The organism is Stenotrophomonas rhizophila (genome assembly GCF_020857975.1).
GTDB classification, from domain to species: Bacteria; Pseudomonadota; Gammaproteobacteria; order Xanthomonadales; family Xanthomonadaceae; genus Stenotrophomonas; species Stenotrophomonas rhizophila_C.
In genome coordinates, this window is sequence record NZ_JACWUO010000001.1 from 275161 (window position 1) to 292604 (window position 17444).

A 17444-nucleotide genomic window follows, 5' to 3' on the forward strand; every position below is an offset into this window, starting at 1 on the left:
CCGAGCATGGCTCGGCACCACCCCGGATGGCTTGAGTGCCAGCTGGTAGTGCCGAGCCATGCTCGGCTGCGGTTACGCCGCGTTGGACAGCAACGCCGCAGTCCGCATCCCGGCGCGCTCGATCTCCAGCGCCAGCAACAGCTCGATATCATCCAGCTGGGCGCGGATGCTGGCATTGCTGGCACGGTCTTCATGGCCACGGTCGATATGCGCATCGAGCATGCGCGCCAACCCGGCCAACAGCACGTCGGCATCGCCGTGGGCGGCATGCCGCAGCAGGCGGCCCAGCGCCTGGATACGGGCGCTGCGCTGTTCAACGGTGGGGGCAGTGCAGGCAGGCGTTGCCATGGAGATTCCTTGGTGGACGAACGGCCTCTACTGTCGGTTACGGCCTTGAAACCTGCCATGCAAAAAATACGAAAAATTGTGAAGACGATGTGCAGGGCCAGCCGCCGCGCTGCAACCCGAGCGGCTTACACTGGCGGCCGGACCGCCTCCCTACCGCCCCTTACGGAACCCTGCCCATGCGCATCGGCCTGGCCGCCAACCGCCTGCACCACCACGACAAGCACGCCGCGCTGTTCCGCTGGCTGCGCGCCTGCGATGCCGGGCTGCGCGAACTGGGGGTGGAACTGCATGCGGTGGGCCGCACCTTCGATGCGATCCAGCGGCTCGGTTTCCTGCCCGGCTTCGCGCCGTTGCAACGCTATCCCAACGGGCGCCAGGGCGGGCTGATGAAGCTGGTCGCCGAAGTGGTCGGGATGGGCACGCCCGAGCGCACCCTGGACGGGGCGATCTACCTGATGGATCCGGTCGACCCTTCCTCGATCTTCCCCGAGGCCACCGCGCTCAAGCGCCAGTGCGTGATCCACGGCAAGCCGTTCATTTCCACCGTGGCCACCGCGCGCGACTGGATCGAGGTGGAACGGGTGCATGCCGGCCTGGCCGCCGATCCCGGCGCCGACGACCTGCATGCCTTCGGTGCGCAGACCCTGGCGCTGATCGCCCACGATGCGATGAAGCCGGCGATGCTGGCCTTCGCCGATGAACACTTCGACCTGCTGTCGCGGTTCGGCCACCGGGTCGGCACCGGCACCACCGGCCAGCGCCTCAACGAACTGGCCTGGAGCCGTGGCTGGGCACGGGACCAGGAATGGGTGACGCGCTACCAGAGCGGCCCGATGGGCGGCGATGCGCAGATCGCCGACCGCGTGCTGGAAGGCCATTGCCAGCGCGCGATCTTCTTCGAAGACCCGCATGTGGCCCGCCAGCACGAAGCGGACATCCAGCTGCTAGAGCGCGCGGTCACCACCGTCACCGACCAGGCGGTGTGCATCACCGCCCCGCGCGTGGCCGAACGCTGGGCGCAGGCGGCGACGTTGCGGATCGGGAACTGACGACGCACCGCATAGGTAGTGCCGGCCGCTGGCCGGCAATCGCGCGAGGGTGGGTTTGATGAGGAGCCGGCCAGCGGCCGGCACTACCCTGACTACGCAACCACGCGTATCCCGTGGATCCAGATGCCGCTTCATGTGGCGACGCGCTCAACGCATCGGCAACCATCGTTCATGAGGCGCGGCGTGGCGTCAGCCGGCCGGGGTCAGCAGTTGACGCAGCATCGCCTTGAGGCGCCGCCCTTCGAGCTGGAAATAGTCGCGCTCGGCGCGCCAGTCCGGAAAACGCTGCTCCACCTCGGCCCAGAACGCCGGCGAGTGGTTGGCCTGGATCAGGTGGCAGAGCTCATGCACCAGCACGTACTCGAACGCCGACGGCCGCCCCAGCACCAACGCCAGGTCCAGCGCCATGCTGCCGTCAGGGGCCAGCGAGCCCCATTGCGAGGACATCACCTTCAGCCGCAGCCGCGCCGGCGCGCGCGGCAGGCCGGGCAGGTAGCGCGGCAGCCAACGGCCCACGTCGGCGCGGGTCCGCGCTTCGTAGAACTCGCGCAGGGTGCGCCGCAAGGTGGCCTCGGTGCCACGCGCCGGCCAGTGCAGGCAGGCGCCGTCGGCGTCGATCTGCATATGCGCATAGCGGCCGGTTTCCCAGCGCAACGGCAGCAGTTGGCCGCGCAGCGGCAACAGCCCGGGCGTACCGATCACCAGCGGCGGCGGCAGGTTCTGCGCCTGGTAGCTGCGCAGCTGCAGCGACAGCCAGTCGCGGTGCAGCTGCAGGAAACGTTCGCCCATCACCAGGCTGGCCCGCGGCGGCAGGGTCAGGCGCACGCCGCGCTCGTCGACGCTGAGCTTGATCCGGCGCGCACGCGGATCGCGCACGCGCAGGACGTCGATCTCGGTGTCGTCCAGGCGCAGTCGTACCGTGTCGCGCTGCAGGGTGGGGGCAGCCGGCGAAATCAGGCGGCGGAGGAATCCGGACATGGGTACAGCATAGCGCCCGCGGTGACCGGCGCATGACTGCGGGCTGTTCATGCGATGCCGGCCCCGGCCGGTAGAGCGGGGCTCTGCCCCGCTGTTCCGGGTGCGTGGCGCAGCGGGGCAGAGCCCCGCTCTACGTCAATCCGCCTTGCTGAGCTTGAAGGCCTCTTCCAGCAGCAGGAACAGGCGCCGCACTTCGCCGCTCTGCAGCGCGAAACGGGCGTCCAGCTCGGCGCGGCGGCCATCGTCGTCGGCGTGTTCGAGCTGGTCCAGCGCCCCGTCCAGGAACTTCAGCTTGCGCACGATCAGGTCATCGCCAAGCACGAAGGACAGGTTGTCCTCGAACACCAGGGCCAGCTTGGTGACCTGCTTGCCGGCATCCAGGTGCTTGTCGATCTCGTCGCAGCGCAGTTCCTGGTGCTGGCACTTGACCACCGCGCCGCCCTCGGCCGGGTCCTTCATCTCGCATTCTTCGCCCAGGCTCAGCCCGGTCGGCAGGGGTTCGCCGGCGATCCAGCCGGTCAGGATCGAGCGCGGCGCCACTTCGGCGTTGAGCGGCATCGCCGGGAAGCTGCCGAGCAGGCCGCGGATGTCGGACATCATGTTCTCGCCCTTCTTGCTGCTCGAGCAGTCCACTGCGACGTAGCCGTGGGTGAGGTCGATCAGCGCGTCGGTACGCGAGCTCTTCACGAAGGCGCGCGGCATCAGCTCGTGCAGCAGGTCGTCCTTCATCCGCTTGCGCTCGCGGCCGCCGGGCTTGCGCCCTTCCTTCTCCTCGATTTCCTCCAGCTTGCGCGCCAGCAGGTCGTTGACCACCGCGCCCGGCAGGATCTTGTCCTCACCGCCCACGGTCAGCCACAGCGCATCGCCGACGCGGTGCGAGAACACGGCCTTTTCCTCGCGGCCGAACGGGGAGATGAAGCCACGCGAATTCATTTCGAGCGGACCGACCGGCTTGAGCAGCACCTGCGGCAGCAGGGTATCCACCTCGGAGAAATCGGTGGCGGTCGGGAAACGGAACAGGGTCAGGTTGCGAAAGAACATGGAAGTCCGAAGTAGGTCGTGAAGGGAAGGCGGGGCGTTGGCCGGCTCAGGCCGGCGCGGACGCGCCGCCGCTGTCGGGGGTGGCCTCGGCCCAGGCCGAGGGCGTGGGCGGCGCCGCGCTGGCGCCGGCGCGGCCCAGCGCCATGAAATCGAACAGGGCCGGGTCGGCCAGCTGCGAGGGGTGGATATTGCCCAGCGCGCGCGCGATCTGCTCGATCCGGCCCGGATGCTGCTGTTCCCACTGCTGCAGCATCTGTTCGACCTGGCGCCGCTGCAGGTTGTCCTGGCTGCCACACAGATTGCACGGAATGATCGGGAACGCGCGCGCCTGCGCATAGGCGGCGATGTCGGCCTCGGCCGCGTAGGCCAGCGGGCGGATCACCACGTGGCGGCCGTCGTCGCTGCGCAGCTTGGGCGGCATCGCAGACAACTTGGCGTGGTGGAACAGGTTGAGGAAGAAGGTGGCCACGCTGTCGTCGCGGTGGTGGCCCAGCGCGATCTTGCTGAAGCCGTGTTCGGCGGCATGGCGGTACAGCGCGCCACGGCGCAGCCGCGAGCACAGCGAACACATCATGCGGCCTTCGGGGATCACCCGGCTGACCACCGAATAGGTGTCCTGCTCGATGATCTGGCAGGCCACGCCGATCGATTCCAGGTACTGCGGCAGCACGTGCGCGGGGAAACCCGGCTGCTTCTGGTCCAGGTTGACCGCCACCAGTTGGAACCGCACCGGGGCCTTCTTCTGCAGCTGCAGCAGCAGGTCCAGCAGGGTGTAGCTGTCCTTGCCACCGGACAGGCAGACCATCACCCGGTCGCCGTCCTCGATCATGCCGAAGTCGGCAATGGCCTGGCCAACCTGCCGGCGCAGGCGCCGCGCCAGCCTGTCCTGCCCAGCATCGGCCGCGCGCGCGGCGCAGGCACGCGGGACGGGATCGGGCAGGTGGATGACGGCGGCGCTCATCCACGCATTCTACCGGCTGCCACGCCTCCACACAGGGCCGAAGTAGTGACTGCGTTCACCCCCGGGGGCCGGTGCGGATGTGTATGCTCACAGGCTGTGGATACCCTTACGCCCGAACAGATCAGTGCCCGCCTTGCCGAGTTCCGGCAGGAACACCGCGCCCTGGACGAACAGATCCAGCGCATGGCCGCCAATGGCGAGGACGAGCTGGAAGCCAAGCGCCTGAAACGGCGCAAGCTGCAGTTGAAGGACTGCATCGCCAGGCTGGCGGACATGCTGATTCCCGACGAGCCGGCCTAGCCGGTGTACCGACCAACGGTCGGTACCTACCGTCCGTGGTGGTCAATCCTGGGTGACCGGTTCCTCGGGCTTGGCCGCTTCCGGGCTGACCCGTTCGATGGTGTGGCGCAGTTCGCGGCCGAGGATGAACTTGGCGTCCTTGGCCCAGGCATCGAGGCGGTCGTCGAACAGCAGTTTGCTGTTTTCGTCCGGCCATACCAGGCGCAGCTCGCGCAGCTTCTGGATGAAGCCACGGAACAGGGTACGGTCGAAGAACTCCGGCGCGGCCGGCGCATAGAGCAGGCTCAGGCGCTGGGCGGCCTGCTGGCACAGGCTTTCCAGCTCGGCCGCACCCAGGGTGCCCGGGCCGTTCTTGACCAGCACCGAAATGGCGATGTAGTAGCGCTCGAACGCCTGCTGCAGCGAATGGCCGATCGCACGCAGGCGGAACACCTCGTCGGTCTGCCCGGTGTTGCGCGCCAGGATGCCGCCGTCGTCGTCGTTGACGTTCTGCAGCAGCCCTTCGCGCACGAACACATTGATGGTCTGCTCGATGCGCTGGGCGAACTCGTCCTCGGTCCACGGCAGGAACAGCTCGGCCTGCAGGAACGGGTACACCGTGCGGCCCAGCTGGACCAGCCCGCTGCGACTCATGCGGCGGTTGTTCTGGAAGCAGCACGCCACCCACGAAGACGCGGTGAACAGGTGGATGACGTTGTTGCGGAAGTAGCTGAGCAGCACTGCGGTATCGCCGCTGACGCTGAGCACATCGCCCAGCGGGTGCTTGATGCGGGTGAGGACGTTGATTTCCTCGGCGTGGGCGATGATCCGCTCCGGCGAGTGCGGGGTCACCGTGACCCGGTCCGAATACGGCATTTCCACCAGCAGGGTCTTGCACAGCTCGATCTGCGCGATCAGGTCGGCCTCGCCCATCGCATGCTTGGGCGTGGACAGCAGCGCCAGCGCCAGCAGGTTGATCGGGTTGACGTCGGCGGCGCCGTTGATATGCACCTGGATGCGTTCGGCCAGGTGGTCGACCGTGCCGGACAGCCACGACGGCTTTTCGTCCTCGCCCACCGGCTGCCCGTCCCAGTCCGGCGCCTGCCGGGCCAGCACGTCGTTGAGCGCGATCGGCTCGCCGAAGTTGACCACCACCTGGCCGTAGTTCTGCTTGAGCACCTTGGGGATCGACCACAGCAGCGACCAGATCGATTCCTTTTCCTTGGGTCGGCCGGACAGTTCGTCCAGGTAGCTGCCGCCTTCCATCAGCTTTTCATAGCCGATGTAGACCGGCTGGAACAGCACCGGCTTGCGCGGCTGGCGCAGGAACGCGCGCAGCGTCATCGAGATCATGCCGCCCTTGGGCTGCAGCAGGCGCCCGGTACGCGAGCGGCCGCCTTCGACGAAGTACTCGATCGAATAACCGCCGGCCACCAGCTGCGCCACGTACTCGCTGAGCACCGCCGAATACAGCGCGTTGCCGCGGATCGAGCGGCGGATGAAGAACGCCCCGCCCTTGCGCAGCAAGGTGCCCACCACCGGCAGGTTGAGGTTGATGCCGGCCACGATGTGCGGCGGCACGATGCCGCGGTCGTACAGCAGGTAGGACAGCAGCAGGTAATCCATGTGGCTGCGGTGGCTGGGCACGTAGACCACTTCGTGCCCGGGCGCGGCGGCCTTGAACTTGTCCAGGTGGTGCACCAGCACGCCGGCGTAGATCCGGTTCCAGACATGGCTGAGCATGAAGCTGGCCGAACGCACCGTCGGGCTGGAATAGTCCGCGGCGATCTCCCAGGCGTAGGCATGCGCCTTCTTCCAGGCATCGGCCGGCTTGGAGTTGTCGCGCTTGGCCTGCGAGGCGATCGCTTCGCGCACGGTGTCCGCGTCCAGCACCTTGTCCACCAGCAGGCGGCGGGTGGACAGGTCCGGGCCGATCACCGATTCGCGGATGCGGCGGAAATGGGTGCGCAGGACGCGCTGCAGCTTGCGCACGGTGCGCTCGGGGTCCAGCCCCTCGTCGATCGTGCTGCGCAGCGAGATCGGCGGGGCGAACCGCACGATGGTGCTGCGGCCGTTGAGCAGCACCGCCAGCAGGCGGCGGAAACGGCCGACCAGCGCCCAGTTTTCCGAGAACAGCACCGCGAACCAGCCGCTCTGCTTGTCCGGTGCGCGGCCGACGAAGATCGACACCGGCACCAGGTGCACGTCCAGCTCGTCGCGGGCGCGATGGGCCTGCAGCACCTTGGCCAGCGAATCGGAGTGGGTCTTGGCCCCGCGCTGCTCGGGGAGCAGCGAGTTGCTGCTGCTCCGTCGCGACAGCGCCACGTAGGCGCGCCGGCGCCCGGTCGGGTCGCCGGCGATCGGCACCAGCGGCGAGGGCAGGCCGGCTTCGCGGCAGGCCTTGTCCAGGATCAGCGCGTTGGACAGGCCGTAGTCTTCCAGCACGTACACCACCGGCCGGCCATCGTTGTACTGGCCGGGGTGTTCGGGTTCGATCTTCAGCGACAGCCACGGCTCGACCAGCCGGCCCAGCAGGCGCGCCCACCACGGGCGGCGGCCCACCGGCGCACGCATGCCCGGCACGATCGCCGCCGGCGCAGCGGCGGCCGGTCCGGGGCTGGCAGGCGCGCTGTCGACGGCCTGGCCGGCCACCGGCGGCGCCTCGGCCGGGGTGCCGGCCGCGGCCGCGGTGTCAGGCGCAGTGTCGGGCGACGCGGACGGTGCGTCCGGCGTCTTGGGCGGCTCTTCGCCGGGGAAAGGCAGGGGATTCTGGTTCGGCATCGGCTTCATTATGGCTTAGCCGGTGCAGCAGCAGCGTCCTTGACCTCGACGGCGGCCTCTGCTTCAGCCGCCTGCCGGGCGTCGTGTTCAGCTTGCGCGGCGTCGGCCGCCTGCAGCAGCGCGTCGGTGTCTTCCAGGGTGCGGGCCACATACCAGCGGCCATCACGGCGGGTCATGCGCACCTGCGCCTCGATCTGCTCGCCGGCCAGCGGGTACTGCACCCGTACCACCGCGTCATTGCCCAGCTCGGACACCACTTCGCCGCGCAGGTCGGCCAGGGCGACATCCACCGACAGCCCGTAGCTGGCCAGCGCGGTCTTGAACGCCTTGAAGAACGGGCCCAGCCGGCGCAGCGATTCCTCCATGCCGGCCTCCTGCAGCTGGGTATCGGTGGACAGCCCGGTGGTGCGCGCGGTGGCGGTCAGCAGGGTGATGGTGGTCCTGGCCCGCTGTTTGTCGGTCAGCGGCGCGGCCGCGGCCCAGCGGCTGAGCGCATTGACCACCTGGGTGTAGTGGGCCCGCTCGCTGTCGCTGTACCCGTTCTGGTTGCGCAGGTACTGCGCGCCGAACACCCCGATGAAGTTCGCGGCCTGGCGCATCCCGCTGGCCTGGCCGGCAAGCTGGGTGTCGAACGCGCGTTGCAGGCGCTGCGGCGCGTCCGGCTGCGACAGCGCGGCCAGCATCGGCAGCCACTGGTCCTGCAGCGGCAGTTCGGTCAACGGCCAGCGGCTGTGGCCCTGCGCCCACGCTACCTGCAGCCGCTCGTACTGCGCCGGCGGCACCGAGGCACGGGCATAACCGAGCAGGTCGTTGTCGGCCGCATGGCGGGCCAGCTGCCGCAGCGCGGCGACCGGTTCGGGGGCCGGCGCATCCGGATCGATCCGGTCGCGCTGGCAGCCGCCCAGCAGCACCAGGCCACACAGCGACAGCGACAACACCCACTGGCGGCTACGCCCTGTCATCAACGGCATGCACATGAATTCGGACTCCCCGGGCCGGTCCGCATCTTGCGGCCTGCACCGGGAAGCGGCAAGCGGGCCCCGGCCGCGCGCGCCCCATATCCATTCAACACATTGAAATATATGGAAACATCACCTCACCAACGGGATGACGCTCCAGCCCGCCACACCGCCAACGTCGGCCGTCGCGAGCGGCCGCATGGCATCCAGGGCCAGGACCATCGCGCTGTTCGGCTGTCGCCTGCCACCTGCCACTTGCCCCCACCACCACTCAAAGCCAGCGGGGTCAGGATGCGGGGGTGGCCTGGGCATGCCAGACACGGCCGGCGGTGCGCCTGCGCCACCGGCGGAAACGACGGCACGCCGCCGGCAGCCCGGGCCCACCTGGCCGGCCAGGCCGGGTCAGTCGCGCGTCCAGGTCGTGCCGATGAAATCGCGGATGTAGCCATCGGACAGCCGCGCGTACACGCCCGGGTAGCCGGCCTGCGCGCATCCGATCCCCCAGCTGACCACCCCCAGCACGGTCCACTGGCCACGCCGCTGCACCATCAGCGGGCCGCCGGAATCGCCCTGGCAGCTGTCGATGCCCTCCTCGCCAGCGCAGAACATGTTGCCCTGTTGCAGGTCGGGGTAGGCCTGGCGGCACGTCCGGAACGCGACAAACGGGGTCTGCACGGTCTGCAGCCGGGTCGGATAGGTGGGGTCGCCCACCGCACTGGTATTGCCCCAACCGGCCACCGTGAAGCGGCGCCCGGGGCGCAGCCACGCCCCATCCCCACCCTCGAGCAACGCGATCGTGGCCACATCGACAATCGGCTCAGCCAACTGGATCAGCGCCACGTCATAGCCGTACCCGATGGAGGTATAGGCCGGGTGCACGTGGATCGCTTTTATGTTGGACGCGCGCGAGGCAGCCGTGGTGCTCAGCGTAGTCACCCCGCTGAGCACGGCATAGCCCTCCGGACGGGCACCGTCCACGCAATGCGCCGCCGTCAGCACCCAGGACGCCGACAGCAGGCTGCCGCCGCACCAGTGGCGGCCGTGGTCGGAATCACCCAGGTCCAACCGCTGCAGGCTGACGAGGAATGGATATTGCCCCGGCATGGCATCGATGCCGCCGATGATGCGGGGGGTTTGCCCATCCAATGGGGGCGGTATTGGCGCAGCGTCGGTCCGCGCGGACATTGTCAGCGCCACCAGGACGGCGGCCAGGGTTTTCCAGATGACAGACATGTTGCACCTCGCTTGGCGTGATGGGAGTCGGGCCGGCGTCATGACCTTCCAGGTCGGATGCTAGGCCCGCCAATTCCATCGCGGCGGGGCAACAGGTACTGCTTGCCAACGCACACTTCCAGTGCAATGGGGAGTTTCCCGATACGCAGACGCGGCGTAGACGCCGCTTCCTGCCATCGCCCCGCCGGGGCGGGGCCAATGCTCAGCGCGCCTGCAGCGCCGCGGCGATTTCCTGCTGGATCGCCTGGGCGGCGGCGCGCGGGTCGGTGGCCAGCCGGATCGGGCGGCCGACCACGATGGCGTCGGCGCCATCGGCAAAGGCCTGCGCCACCCCGACGGTGCGCTTCTGGTCATCGCCGACCGGGCCGCCCGGGCGGATCCCCGGGCACACGATCGAGAAGCCGGCGCCGGTGGCGGCACGGATCGGCGCGGCCTCCTGGCCGGAGGCGATCACCCCGTCGATGCCGGCGGCCTGGGCGGCCAGCGCGCGCTCGACCACCACCTCCACCGGTGCGCGGTCGATGCCCATGCCACGCAGGTCATCGTGGCCCATCGAGGTCAGTACGGTCACCGCCAGCAGGCGCATGTCGCTGCCGTTGGCGGCCGCGCAGGCCTCCATCATCGCCGGGTGCCAGCCATGGATGGTGGCGTAGCTGACCGGCCACTGCGACAGGCGCCTGATCACCGCCGCGGCGGTGGCCGGGATGTCGAAGAACTTCAGGTCGACAAACACGCGCTTGTCGCGCGCGGCCAGGGCATCGAGCACATGGAAGTAATCGCCCGACGCCAGCAGCTCCATGCCGATCTTGTAGAACGACACCGCATCGCCGAGCCGGTCCACCCAGGCCAGCGCGTCTTCGCGCGCGGGCACGTCGAGCGCGAAGATCAGCCGTTCGTCATCGCGCAGCGGCAGCGGCGCGCGGCTCACGGCGCGTAATCCAGCGCGGCACGCTTGGCGTCGTGGCGGGCCTGGCGCGACTGGCTGTAGTCGTTGTTGAACTGCGCCGGCTCGAAGCCGCCGTAGGTCGGGTTGGGCAGCATCCACCAGCGTTCGCCGAACCAGTCGTGGTACTGCTGAAGCAATGCATCGCGGCCGTCGTTGGTATTGGCGGTGACTTCCACGAAGTCGCCCAGCTGGTCGCCGAACTGCATCAGCACGCGGTACTTCTGCCCAGCCAGGAGGCGGCGGCAGTTCTTCTCGCTGCCGGCCTGCTCGCAGCCTTCCACCACCGTGCCCAGGCCCAGGAACACGCTGTCGTCGGCCACCGGCAGGCCTTCGGCGCGCAGGTTGGCCAGGGTGGCATCCTTCAGGTGCACGGCGCGGTTGGAGATGTACAACAGGGTCACGCCACGGGCGTTGGCGGCCTTGGCGAAGTCGACCACGCCGGGGATGGCCTTGGCCTTCTTCTCGGCTACCCACTGGTCCCAGGTCATCTCGTCGTATTCCTTGCCGTCGCGCACCAGGCGCGCCTGGTAGGGCGAGTTGTCCAGCACCGTCTCATCCACGTCCAGCACCACCGCCGGCTTCAGGCCCTTGGCGGCGTTGCCGCGCTCTTCGGGCACCAGCGCATCCCAGTTGGCTTCCTTCAATGCCTTGTCCAGGTGGTCGGCGGCCGCGCGGTAGGTCTGTTCGGTAACCGCCCGGTATTCCTGCGAGCGCTGCACCCACAGCACTGCGTTGAGGTTGTCGTTGGCCGCTACGGCGGCGTCGCCGCTGGCCGCCGGGGCGCTCGCAGCGGCAGCGGCCGCCGGCGGGGCCGCATCGGCCGGGGTTTCGGTGCGCTTGCAGGCACTGAGCGCCATTACGGCGCAGGCAAGCACGGACAGGGAAACAGCACTACGACGCATGGTATTCACCGGCAACAGATTCGCGCCAGTTTACCGGCTTGTCCGGCGGCATTCATGCGCCAGGCGGGGCTCGGCTATGCTGCACGCCCCTGAAACACCCCGGAGCGCCCCATGACCGACGACACCCAGACCCCTGCCCTGCCCGTGCTGAATGCAGCCCAGGCCCGTGCCCTGGGCTGCCTGATCGAGAAGGAGGCGACCACGCCGGACGCCTACCCGCTGACGGTCAACGCCGCCCAGGTGGCGGCCAACCAGAAGACCGCGCGCGAGCCGGTGATGGCGCTGTCCACCGGCGATGTGCACCACGCGCTGCGCCAGCTGGAGAGCCTGGGCCTGGCGCGCCAGCAGTTCTCCTCGCGCGCCGAACGTTACGAACACCGCGCCGGCGCCGCGCTGGACCTGACCCGGCAGCAGCTGGCGCTGCTGGGCCTGCTGCTGCTGCGCGGCCCGCAGACCCTGGGTGAACTGCTGACCCGCAGCGAGCGCCTGGTCAGCTTCCAGGACACCGAGGAACTGCGCCACCACCTGGAGCGGATGATCCAGCGCGGGCTGGCGGTGCAGCTGCCGCGCGCCAGTGGCCAGCGCGAAGACCGCTACATGCACCTGCTGGCCGGCCCGGTCGATGTGCAGGCCCTGGCCGAGCAGTACCGGTCGGCCCCATCCGCCGGCGGCGGGGCCGGCAACCCGGCGCTGGAGGCACGTGTGCAGCAGCTGGAAACCACCGTGGCCGAACTGCAGGAACAGCTGGCCGAGCTGCGCGCGCAACTGGGCGGGTGAAGCAGCCGCCGAGCATGGCTCGGCGCTACCTTCAGGGCGCCGGTGCGCCCGGCGTGGCAAACAGCAGCACCACGTCCTCGCGCGGCGGCGGCAGGCGCAGGTCGCCGCGGTCTTCCATGCCCAGCTTGCGCAGCAGCGCGGCCGAACGCAGGTTGTCCGGCGAAACGATGCCGTACAGGTCGGTGTAGCCCAGCACATCGCGGGCGTAATGCAGCACCCCGCGCGCGGCTTCGAACGCGTAGCCGTTGCCTTCGTACTGCGCCAGCAGCGCATAGCCGATATCCGGCGCGGGCAGGCCATCGCGGCGCACCAGCCCGGCATTGCCCAGCCAGGCCCCGTCCTCGCGGCGGATGATGGCGTACATGCCAAAGCCGTTGAGCGTATAGCTGCCCAGTACGCGCTCGGCGGTGTAGTCGCGGGCCTGGGCCAGGGTGCGCACGCCGCGGTCGGCGATATTGCGGATGAAACCCGGCTCGTTGAGCAGGGCCAGCATGTCGGCCGCATCGTGGTCGGGGTCGATCAGGCGCAGGTGCAGGCGGTCGGTCTGGATCAGGGCGGACATGCGGGTACCGGTGGGTGGCGATACCGCGATTGTGCCGTAACGGCGATGGGTAGATCCGACCCATGGTCGGATAGTGCCGGTGGGCATCCGACCATGGGTCGGATCTACCGATGCTCAGTCGAACAATGCCTGGATCGCCGCCAGCCCGGCGCTGGCACGCTCTTTCTTGCGCGCCGCGTCGGCGACCGGGTCGGCGCCGTCGCGCTGCATTTCCTCGGCCGGGATTTCATCGAAGAAGCGGCTGGGCTTGAGCCGCACGTGCTCGCCGAACTTGCGGGTGAGCTTGCTGTAGCTCATCCACAGCTGCACCTTGGCGCGGGTGATGCCCACGTACAGCAGGCGGCGTTCTTCCTGCAGGTTGCCCTCGTCCAGGCTGACCTGGTGCGGCAGCACGCCGTCCTCGCAGCCGATGATGAACACATAGGGGAATTCCAGACCCTTGGAGGCGTGCATGGTCATCATCCGTACCTGGTTGCCGCCATCGTCCTTGTCGTTGCGCGACAACAACGCCAGCTGCGCGGCCAGGTCGGCGGTGGAGGCGCCGCGCGGGCCGCCTTCGAACCACTGCGCCAGTTCCTCCAGGTTGCCCAGCCGGCGCTGGTACACCGATTCTTCCTTGCACGACGCACGCAGGTCCGAGACCAGCCCGGAATCCTTCACCAGCTTGCGCACCAGGTCGCCGGAGCTGAGCTTGGGCATTTCCGCGCGCAGGTCGCGCAGGATGTCGGTGAAGCGGCTCAGGCCGTTGGCCGCGCGCGGCGGCAGCTGCGACAACGCGCCGATCGCTTCGGCGGCATGCGCCATCGGCAGTTCTTTTTCCGAGGCCAGTTCGGCCAGCTTGGCCAGGGTGCCGGCGCCGACTTCGCGCTTGGGCGACTGCACCGCACGCATGAACGCGGTGTCATCGTCCGGGTTCACCAGCAGGCGCAGCCACGACAGCGTGTCCTTGACCTCCTGGCGTTCCAGGAAGGCGGTGCCGCCGGTGATGTGGTACGGCACGCGCACCAGCTGCAGGGCCTTTTCCAGCGGCCGCGACTGGAAGTTGCCGCGGAACAGGATGCAGAAATCGCTCCACGGAATCTGCTTGGAGGTGGCCAGGTAGGCGATCTCGGCGGCCACCTTCTCCGCCTCGTGCTCGCTGTTGCGGCACTCCCAGACGCGGATGCGCTCGCCGTCGGCCTGGTCGCTCCACAGCTTCTTCAGGTGTTCGTGCGGGTTGTTGGCGATCAGCGCGTTGGCCGCGCGCAGCACCCGGTTGGAGCAGCGGTAGTTCTGCTCCAGCTTGATGATTTCCAGCGCGGGATAATCGCGCGCCATCTGCTGCAGGTTTTCCGGATTCGCACCCCGCCAGGCGTAGATCGACTGATCGTCATCGCCCACGCAGGTGAAGTTGCCCTTGCTGCCGGCCAGCTGCTTGAGCAGCCGGTACTGCGCATCGTTGGTGTCCTGGCATTCGTCGACCAGCAGATACCCGATGCGTTCGCGCCAGGCGATGGCGATCTCGGGATTCTCTTCCAGCACCTGCACCGGCAGCCGGATCAGGTCATCGAAATCGACCGCATTGAACGCGGTCAGGCGCAGCTGGTAGCGCTCGTAGACGCTGGCCGCTTCCTTCTCGCGCGTGCTGCGCGCGGCCGCCATCGCCTGCTCGGGCGAGAGGCCGGCATTCTTGGCGCGCGAGATCAGGTTCTTCACGTCCTCGATGTCGTCCGGCTTGGCCCCGTACATCAGGTCCTTGACCTGCGCGGTCGAATCGTCGGCATCGAAGATCGAGAACCCGCGCTTGAGCCCCACCGCGGCGTGCTCGATCTGCAGGAACTTCAGGCCCAGCGCGTGGAAGGTACAGATCGTCACTTCATCGGCATCGTCACCGCGCAGGCGCTTGGCCACGCGCTCGCGCATTTCCTTGGCCGACTTGTTGGTGAAGGTGATCGCCGCGATCCGCCGCGCCGGGTAGCGCTTGCTGGCGATCAGCTGGCCGATCTTCTCCACGATCACGCGCGTCTTGCCGCTGCCCGCGCCCGCGAGCACCAGCAGAGGACCTTCGCAGTGCATCACTGCCGCGTGTTGGGGGGGGTTGAGACCGTGCATGCCATCTCCGGGGGAGGGGCATTGTAGCCGGCCGCCCGGCCGGGCCACAGGGTCGCCCGGGGACGGACAGCGCTGTCCGCCGGGAGCGGCCGCCAGCGACGGAAGCCGGCCGGGCGTCTAGAATTGGCCGATGGCCAAGCTCTATTTCTATTATTCGGCGATGAACGCCGGCAAGACCACCACCCTGCTGCAGTCGGCGCACAACTACCGCGAGCGCGGCATGCGCGTGGCCATCCTGACCCCGCGCCTGGACGACCGCGCCGGGCGCGGCGTGGTCGCCTCGCGGATCGGGCTGAAGGCCGACGGGGTGGCCTTCGACCGCGATACCGACCTGCAGCGGCTGATCGCCGGGGACCTCGATGCCCACGGCAAGCTCGGCTGCGTGCTGGTCGACGAGGCGCAGTTCCTGAGCCGCAGCCAGGTCTGGCAGCTCAGCGAGGTGGTCGACCAGCTGCGCATCCCGGTGCTGTGCTACGGCCTGCGCACCGACTTCCGCGGCGAACTGTTCGAAGGCAGCCAGTACCTGCTGGCCTGGGCCGACGAGATGCAGGAGATCAAGACCATCTGCCACAGCGGCAAGAAGGCCACCATGACCGTGCGCGTGGACGAACACGGCCACGCGGTACAGGACGGCCCGCAGGTGGAGATCGGCGGCAACGAGCGCTATGTGTCGGTCAGCCGCGCCGAGTTCAAGAAGATCACCCGCGGCGAAGGAAAGATCGACCCCGCCCAAGCGGTTTGAACCCGCATTCGCGTGTTCACCCCACGATTTGCGTTGCAAATCGTGGGCCCCGCCTCACCATCATCCTTATCCCCGCGCCTGTCGGCGCGCCCCCTTGAACAACAAGGGGGCTTGTTCCATCCGGAGGATGTCAGCCCGGATAATATGAGTCGGCGGTTGCCAGCGCCTTAATACAACGTGCGTTCCGGCGCGCCCTTCGGCGGCGGACTGTACTGGTACAGCCAGGTTTCGGTCAGGGTCTTGCCGCCACTGCGCAGGTACAGGCGGATGTCGATCTGCTCGGTGGAATCTTCCGGCGGCACCAGGTCGAACATGGCGCGGTAGCCCTTGATCTCGCGCAGCGGGCGCGCCGAGACTATTTCGACCCGGCCGCGGCTGGCCTGCACCACCGCTTCGACCTCGCCCTTGTCGATCAGCGCGGCCAGTTCGCCGCCTTCGAAATCGACCGCAAAGCGCCAGGAGAAATACCCGCGCTTCTTGCCGATCACACCCCCCAGGCCGGTGCGGCTGGCCACGCACTGCGCCAGCGGCGGGCGCGCCGGGGGCTGGGCGCCCCAGTACAGGCGGTAGCCGAGCAGTACTTCCTGGCCCGGCTGCGGCTTGGCCTCGGGGTTCCAGAACGCCACGATGTTGTCGAAGGTCTCATCCACGGTGGGAATCTCGACCAGCTGCACCGAGCCCTTGCCCCACTGCCCCTTCGGTTCCACCCACAGGCACGGGCGCTTCTCGTAGAACACCCCGTCGTCCTGGTAATGGTCGAAGTTGCGGTCGCGCTGCAGCAGGCCGAAGCCGCGCGGGTTGTTGTCCACGAACATGTTGAAGCGCAGGTTGTGCGGGTTGCACAACGGGCGCCAGATCCATTCGCCGCTGCCGGTCCACATCGACAGGCCGTCGGTATCGTGGATTTCCGGGCGCCAGTCCCAGGCCATGCGGCGGTCGTTCTCGCCGACCTGGTACATGCTGGTGCACGGGGCGATGCCCAGCCGTTCGATCGCCTTGCGCGGGTAAAGCGCGCAGTCGATGTCCATCAGCAGCACATCGCCGTTGGTGATGGCGAACCGGTAGGCGCCGGCCACGCTGGGCGAGTCCAGCAGCGCATACACCACCAGGGTGTTGGAATCGGCCGCCGGCTGTTCCAGGTAATAGGCGATGAAGTCCGGGAATTCCTCCGGGCGGCCCATCCCGGTGTCGATCGCCAGGCCGCGCGCGGACTGGCCGTACTGGCCTTCCTTGCCGACCGCGCGGAAATAGCTGGCGCCCAGGAACGCGGCGAAATCGCGGTTGGTGTCCTGGCGGGTGTTGAGGCGGAACCCGGCAAAGCCCAGGTCGGCCGGCAGGTGGCTGCCCTTCAGGCCGCTCTTGCCGTAGTCGAAGGCGGCCGGGTCGTAGGCCAGTTCCTGCGCGGTGCCGTCGACCACGTCGTACATGCGCACCGGGGAATGGAAGTACAGCCCCAGGTGGAAGAACTTGGCCTGGTACTTGCCGGGCTTGTCGGCCCACAGCGCGTGGTCCTGGCGGTAGCCGATGGATTGGTACTGGTCCCAGTCCAACGCCTCCAGCGGACCGGGCAGGGTGCGCTTGTGGCTCTGGTAGGCGGCCTGCGACAGCGCGCGCGCCTGGCCCTTGAGGGTGGCGAAATCGAACGGCTGCGGCTGGCCGAGCCGGCGCAGGCCGACCTGGGTGCCCTGTGCGGCACAGGCCGGCAAGGCGGGCAGGCCGATCGCGGCCAGGGCCAGGGAAGCAGTACGGATGAAGTCGCGTCGTTGCATGCAGGCGGCGGTGGCAGGAAAGGGCC

At 68.6% G+C, this 17444-nt stretch carries 16 protein-coding genes; 4 read left to right on the top strand and 12 right to left on the bottom strand.

The annotated features are described in order from the left end of the window. Positions 1–72: 72 nt before the first annotated feature. Entirely contained in the window at positions 73–348 is a 276-nt protein-coding gene (locus IC535_RS01235) for a hypothetical protein (protein ID WP_228884745.1), read from the bottom strand. Between the two features lie 176 nt (positions 349–524). On the opposite strand from IC535_RS01235, the gene IC535_RS01240 reads away from it, so the two are divergent. Further along, complete coding sequence (locus tag IC535_RS01240; protein WP_228884746.1) at positions 525–1397, top strand: methylglyoxal synthase; 873 nt, start codon at positions 525–527, stop codon at positions 1395–1397. Between the two features lie 189 nt (positions 1398–1586). On the opposite strand, the gene IC535_RS01245 is transcribed toward IC535_RS01240, so the two are convergent. The 3 genes from IC535_RS01245 to ttcA all read right to left on the bottom strand — a co-directional run bounded on the left by IC535_RS01245 (position 1587) and on the right by ttcA (position 4377). Next, positions 1587–2375 (bottom strand): M48 family metallopeptidase, encoded by a 789-nt coding sequence (locus tag IC535_RS01245; RefSeq protein ID WP_228884747.1) that lies wholly within the window; start codon positions 2373–2375, stop codon positions 1587–1589. Positions 2376–2510: 135 nt separating this feature from the next. Further along, positions 2511–3416, bottom strand: a complete 906-nt coding sequence (locus IC535_RS01250) for a recombination-associated protein RdgC (protein WP_228884748.1) — start codon at positions 3414–3416, stop codon at positions 2511–2513. A 46-nt stretch (positions 3417–3462) separates the two neighbouring features. Then, complete coding sequence (gene ttcA / locus IC535_RS01255) at positions 3463–4377, bottom strand: tRNA 2-thiocytidine(32) synthetase TtcA (RefSeq protein ID WP_228884749.1); 915 nt, start codon at positions 4375–4377, stop codon at positions 3463–3465. A 96-nt stretch (positions 4378–4473) separates the two neighbouring features. Here ttcA and IC535_RS01260 point away from each other — a divergent pair, with 96 nt between their 5' ends. Continuing rightward, positions 4474–4677, top strand: a complete 204-nt coding sequence (locus tag IC535_RS01260) for a YdcH family protein (RefSeq protein ID WP_228884750.1) — start codon at positions 4474–4476, stop codon at positions 4675–4677. A gap of 42 nt (positions 4678–4719) precedes the next feature. On the opposite strand, the gene plsB is transcribed toward IC535_RS01260, so the two are convergent. The 5 genes from plsB to IC535_RS01285 form a co-directional block, all read right to left on the bottom strand. Continuing rightward, complete coding sequence (gene plsB / locus IC535_RS01265) at positions 4720–7446, bottom strand: glycerol-3-phosphate 1-O-acyltransferase PlsB (RefSeq protein ID WP_228884751.1); 2727 nt, start codon at positions 7444–7446, stop codon at positions 4720–4722. Further along, a complete protein-coding gene (locus IC535_RS01270; protein WP_228958642.1) occupies positions 7446–8399 on the bottom strand; it encodes a hypothetical protein in 954 nt (317 codons plus the stop codon). The genes plsB and IC535_RS01270 overlap by 1 nt, the downstream gene beginning before the upstream one ends. Positions 8400–8798: 399 nt before the next feature. Continuing rightward, positions 8799–9629, bottom strand: coding sequence for a serine protease (locus IC535_RS01275; RefSeq protein ID WP_267472905.1), 831 nt, complete (start codon positions 9627–9629; stop codon positions 8799–8801). Positions 9630–9831: 202 nt separating this feature from the next. After that, entirely contained in the window at positions 9832–10557 is a 726-nt protein-coding gene (pyrF, locus tag IC535_RS01280) for an orotidine-5'-phosphate decarboxylase (RefSeq protein WP_228884754.1), read from the bottom strand. Continuing rightward, a complete protein-coding gene (locus IC535_RS01285; RefSeq protein WP_228884755.1) occupies positions 10554–11477 on the bottom strand; it encodes a 5'-nucleotidase, lipoprotein e(P4) family in 924 nt (307 codons plus the stop codon). The genes pyrF and IC535_RS01285 overlap by 4 nt, the downstream gene beginning before the upstream one ends. A 111-nt stretch (positions 11478–11588) precedes the next feature. Between IC535_RS01285 and IC535_RS01290 the strand changes: the two genes are divergently transcribed. Beyond that, a complete protein-coding gene (locus IC535_RS01290) occupies positions 11589–12254 on the top strand; it encodes a YceH family protein (protein ID WP_228884756.1) in 666 nt (221 codons plus the stop codon). Between the two features lie 31 nt (positions 12255–12285). Here IC535_RS01290 and IC535_RS01295 read toward each other — a convergent pair whose 3' ends face one another. After that, complete coding sequence (locus tag IC535_RS01295) at positions 12286–12816, bottom strand: GNAT family N-acetyltransferase (RefSeq protein ID WP_228884757.1); 531 nt, start codon at positions 12814–12816, stop codon at positions 12286–12288. A gap of 114 nt (positions 12817–12930) precedes the next feature. Then, positions 12931–14907 carry a UvrD-helicase domain-containing protein gene (locus IC535_RS01300; protein ID WP_228884758.1) on the bottom strand — a complete coding sequence of 659 codons (1977 nt, stop codon included), beginning with the start codon at positions 14905–14907 and terminating at the stop codon, positions 12931–12933. Positions 14908–15037: 130 nt separating this feature from the next. On the opposite strand from IC535_RS01300, the gene IC535_RS01305 reads away from it, so the two are divergent. Next, positions 15038–15649, top strand: coding sequence for a thymidine kinase (locus IC535_RS01305; RefSeq protein ID WP_228884759.1), 612 nt, complete (start codon positions 15038–15040; stop codon positions 15647–15649). A gap of 167 nt (positions 15650–15816) precedes the next feature. Here IC535_RS01305 and IC535_RS01310 read toward each other — a convergent pair whose 3' ends face one another. After that, positions 15817–17418, bottom strand: a complete 1602-nt coding sequence (locus IC535_RS01310; RefSeq protein ID WP_228884760.1) for a glucan biosynthesis protein — start codon at positions 17416–17418, stop codon at positions 15817–15819. Positions 17419–17444: the final 26 nt, after the last annotated feature.

Bases quoted from the DNA above. Each gene is read 5' to 3' on its own strand.
- IC535_RS01250 (WP_228884748.1), bottom strand. From the start codon at position 3,416: ATGTTCTTTCGCAACCTGACCCTGTTCCGTTTCCCGACCGCCACCGAT.
- IC535_RS01245 (WP_228884747.1), bottom strand. From the start codon at position 2,375: ATGTCCGGATTCCTCCGCCGCCTGATTTCGCCGGCTGCCCCCACCCTG.
- IC535_RS01305 (WP_228884759.1), top strand. From the start codon at position 15,038: ATGGCCAAGCTCTATTTCTATTATTCGGCGATGAACGCCGGCAAGACC.
- IC535_RS01275 (WP_267472905.1), bottom strand. From the start codon at position 9,629: ATGTCTGTCATCTGGAAAACCCTGGCCGCCGTCCTGGTGGCGCTGACA.
- IC535_RS01240 (WP_228884746.1), top strand. From the start codon at position 525: ATGCGCATCGGCCTGGCCGCCAACCGCCTGCACCACCACGACAAGCAC.
- ttcA (WP_228884749.1), bottom strand. From the start codon at position 4,377: ATGAGCGCCGCCGTCATCCACCTGCCCGATCCCGTCCCGCGTGCCTGC.
- IC535_RS01235 (WP_228884745.1), bottom strand. From the start codon at position 348: ATGGCAACGCCTGCCTGCACTGCCCCCACCGTTGAACAGCGCAGCGCC.
- IC535_RS01290 (WP_228884756.1), top strand. From the start codon at position 11,589: ATGACCGACGACACCCAGACCCCTGCCCTGCCCGTGCTGAATGCAGCC.
- IC535_RS01295 (WP_228884757.1), bottom strand. From the start codon at position 12,816: ATGTCCGCCCTGATCCAGACCGACCGCCTGCACCTGCGCCTGATCGAC.
- IC535_RS01285 (WP_228884755.1), bottom strand. From the start codon at position 11,477: ATGCGTCGTAGTGCTGTTTCCCTGTCCGTGCTTGCCTGCGCCGTAATG.
- IC535_RS01310 (WP_228884760.1), bottom strand. From the start codon at position 17,418: ATGCAACGACGCGACTTCATCCGTACTGCTTCCCTGGCCCTGGCCGCG.
- plsB (WP_228884751.1), bottom strand. From the start codon at position 7,446: ATGAAGCCGATGCCGAACCAGAATCCCCTGCCTTTCCCCGGCGAAGAG.
- IC535_RS01300 (WP_228884758.1), bottom strand. From the start codon at position 14,907: ATGCACGGTCTCAACCCCCCCCAACACGCGGCAGTGATGCACTGCGAA.
- IC535_RS01270 (WP_228958642.1), bottom strand. From the start codon at position 8,399: ATGACAGGGCGTAGCCGCCAGTGGGTGTTGTCGCTGTCGCTGTGTGGC.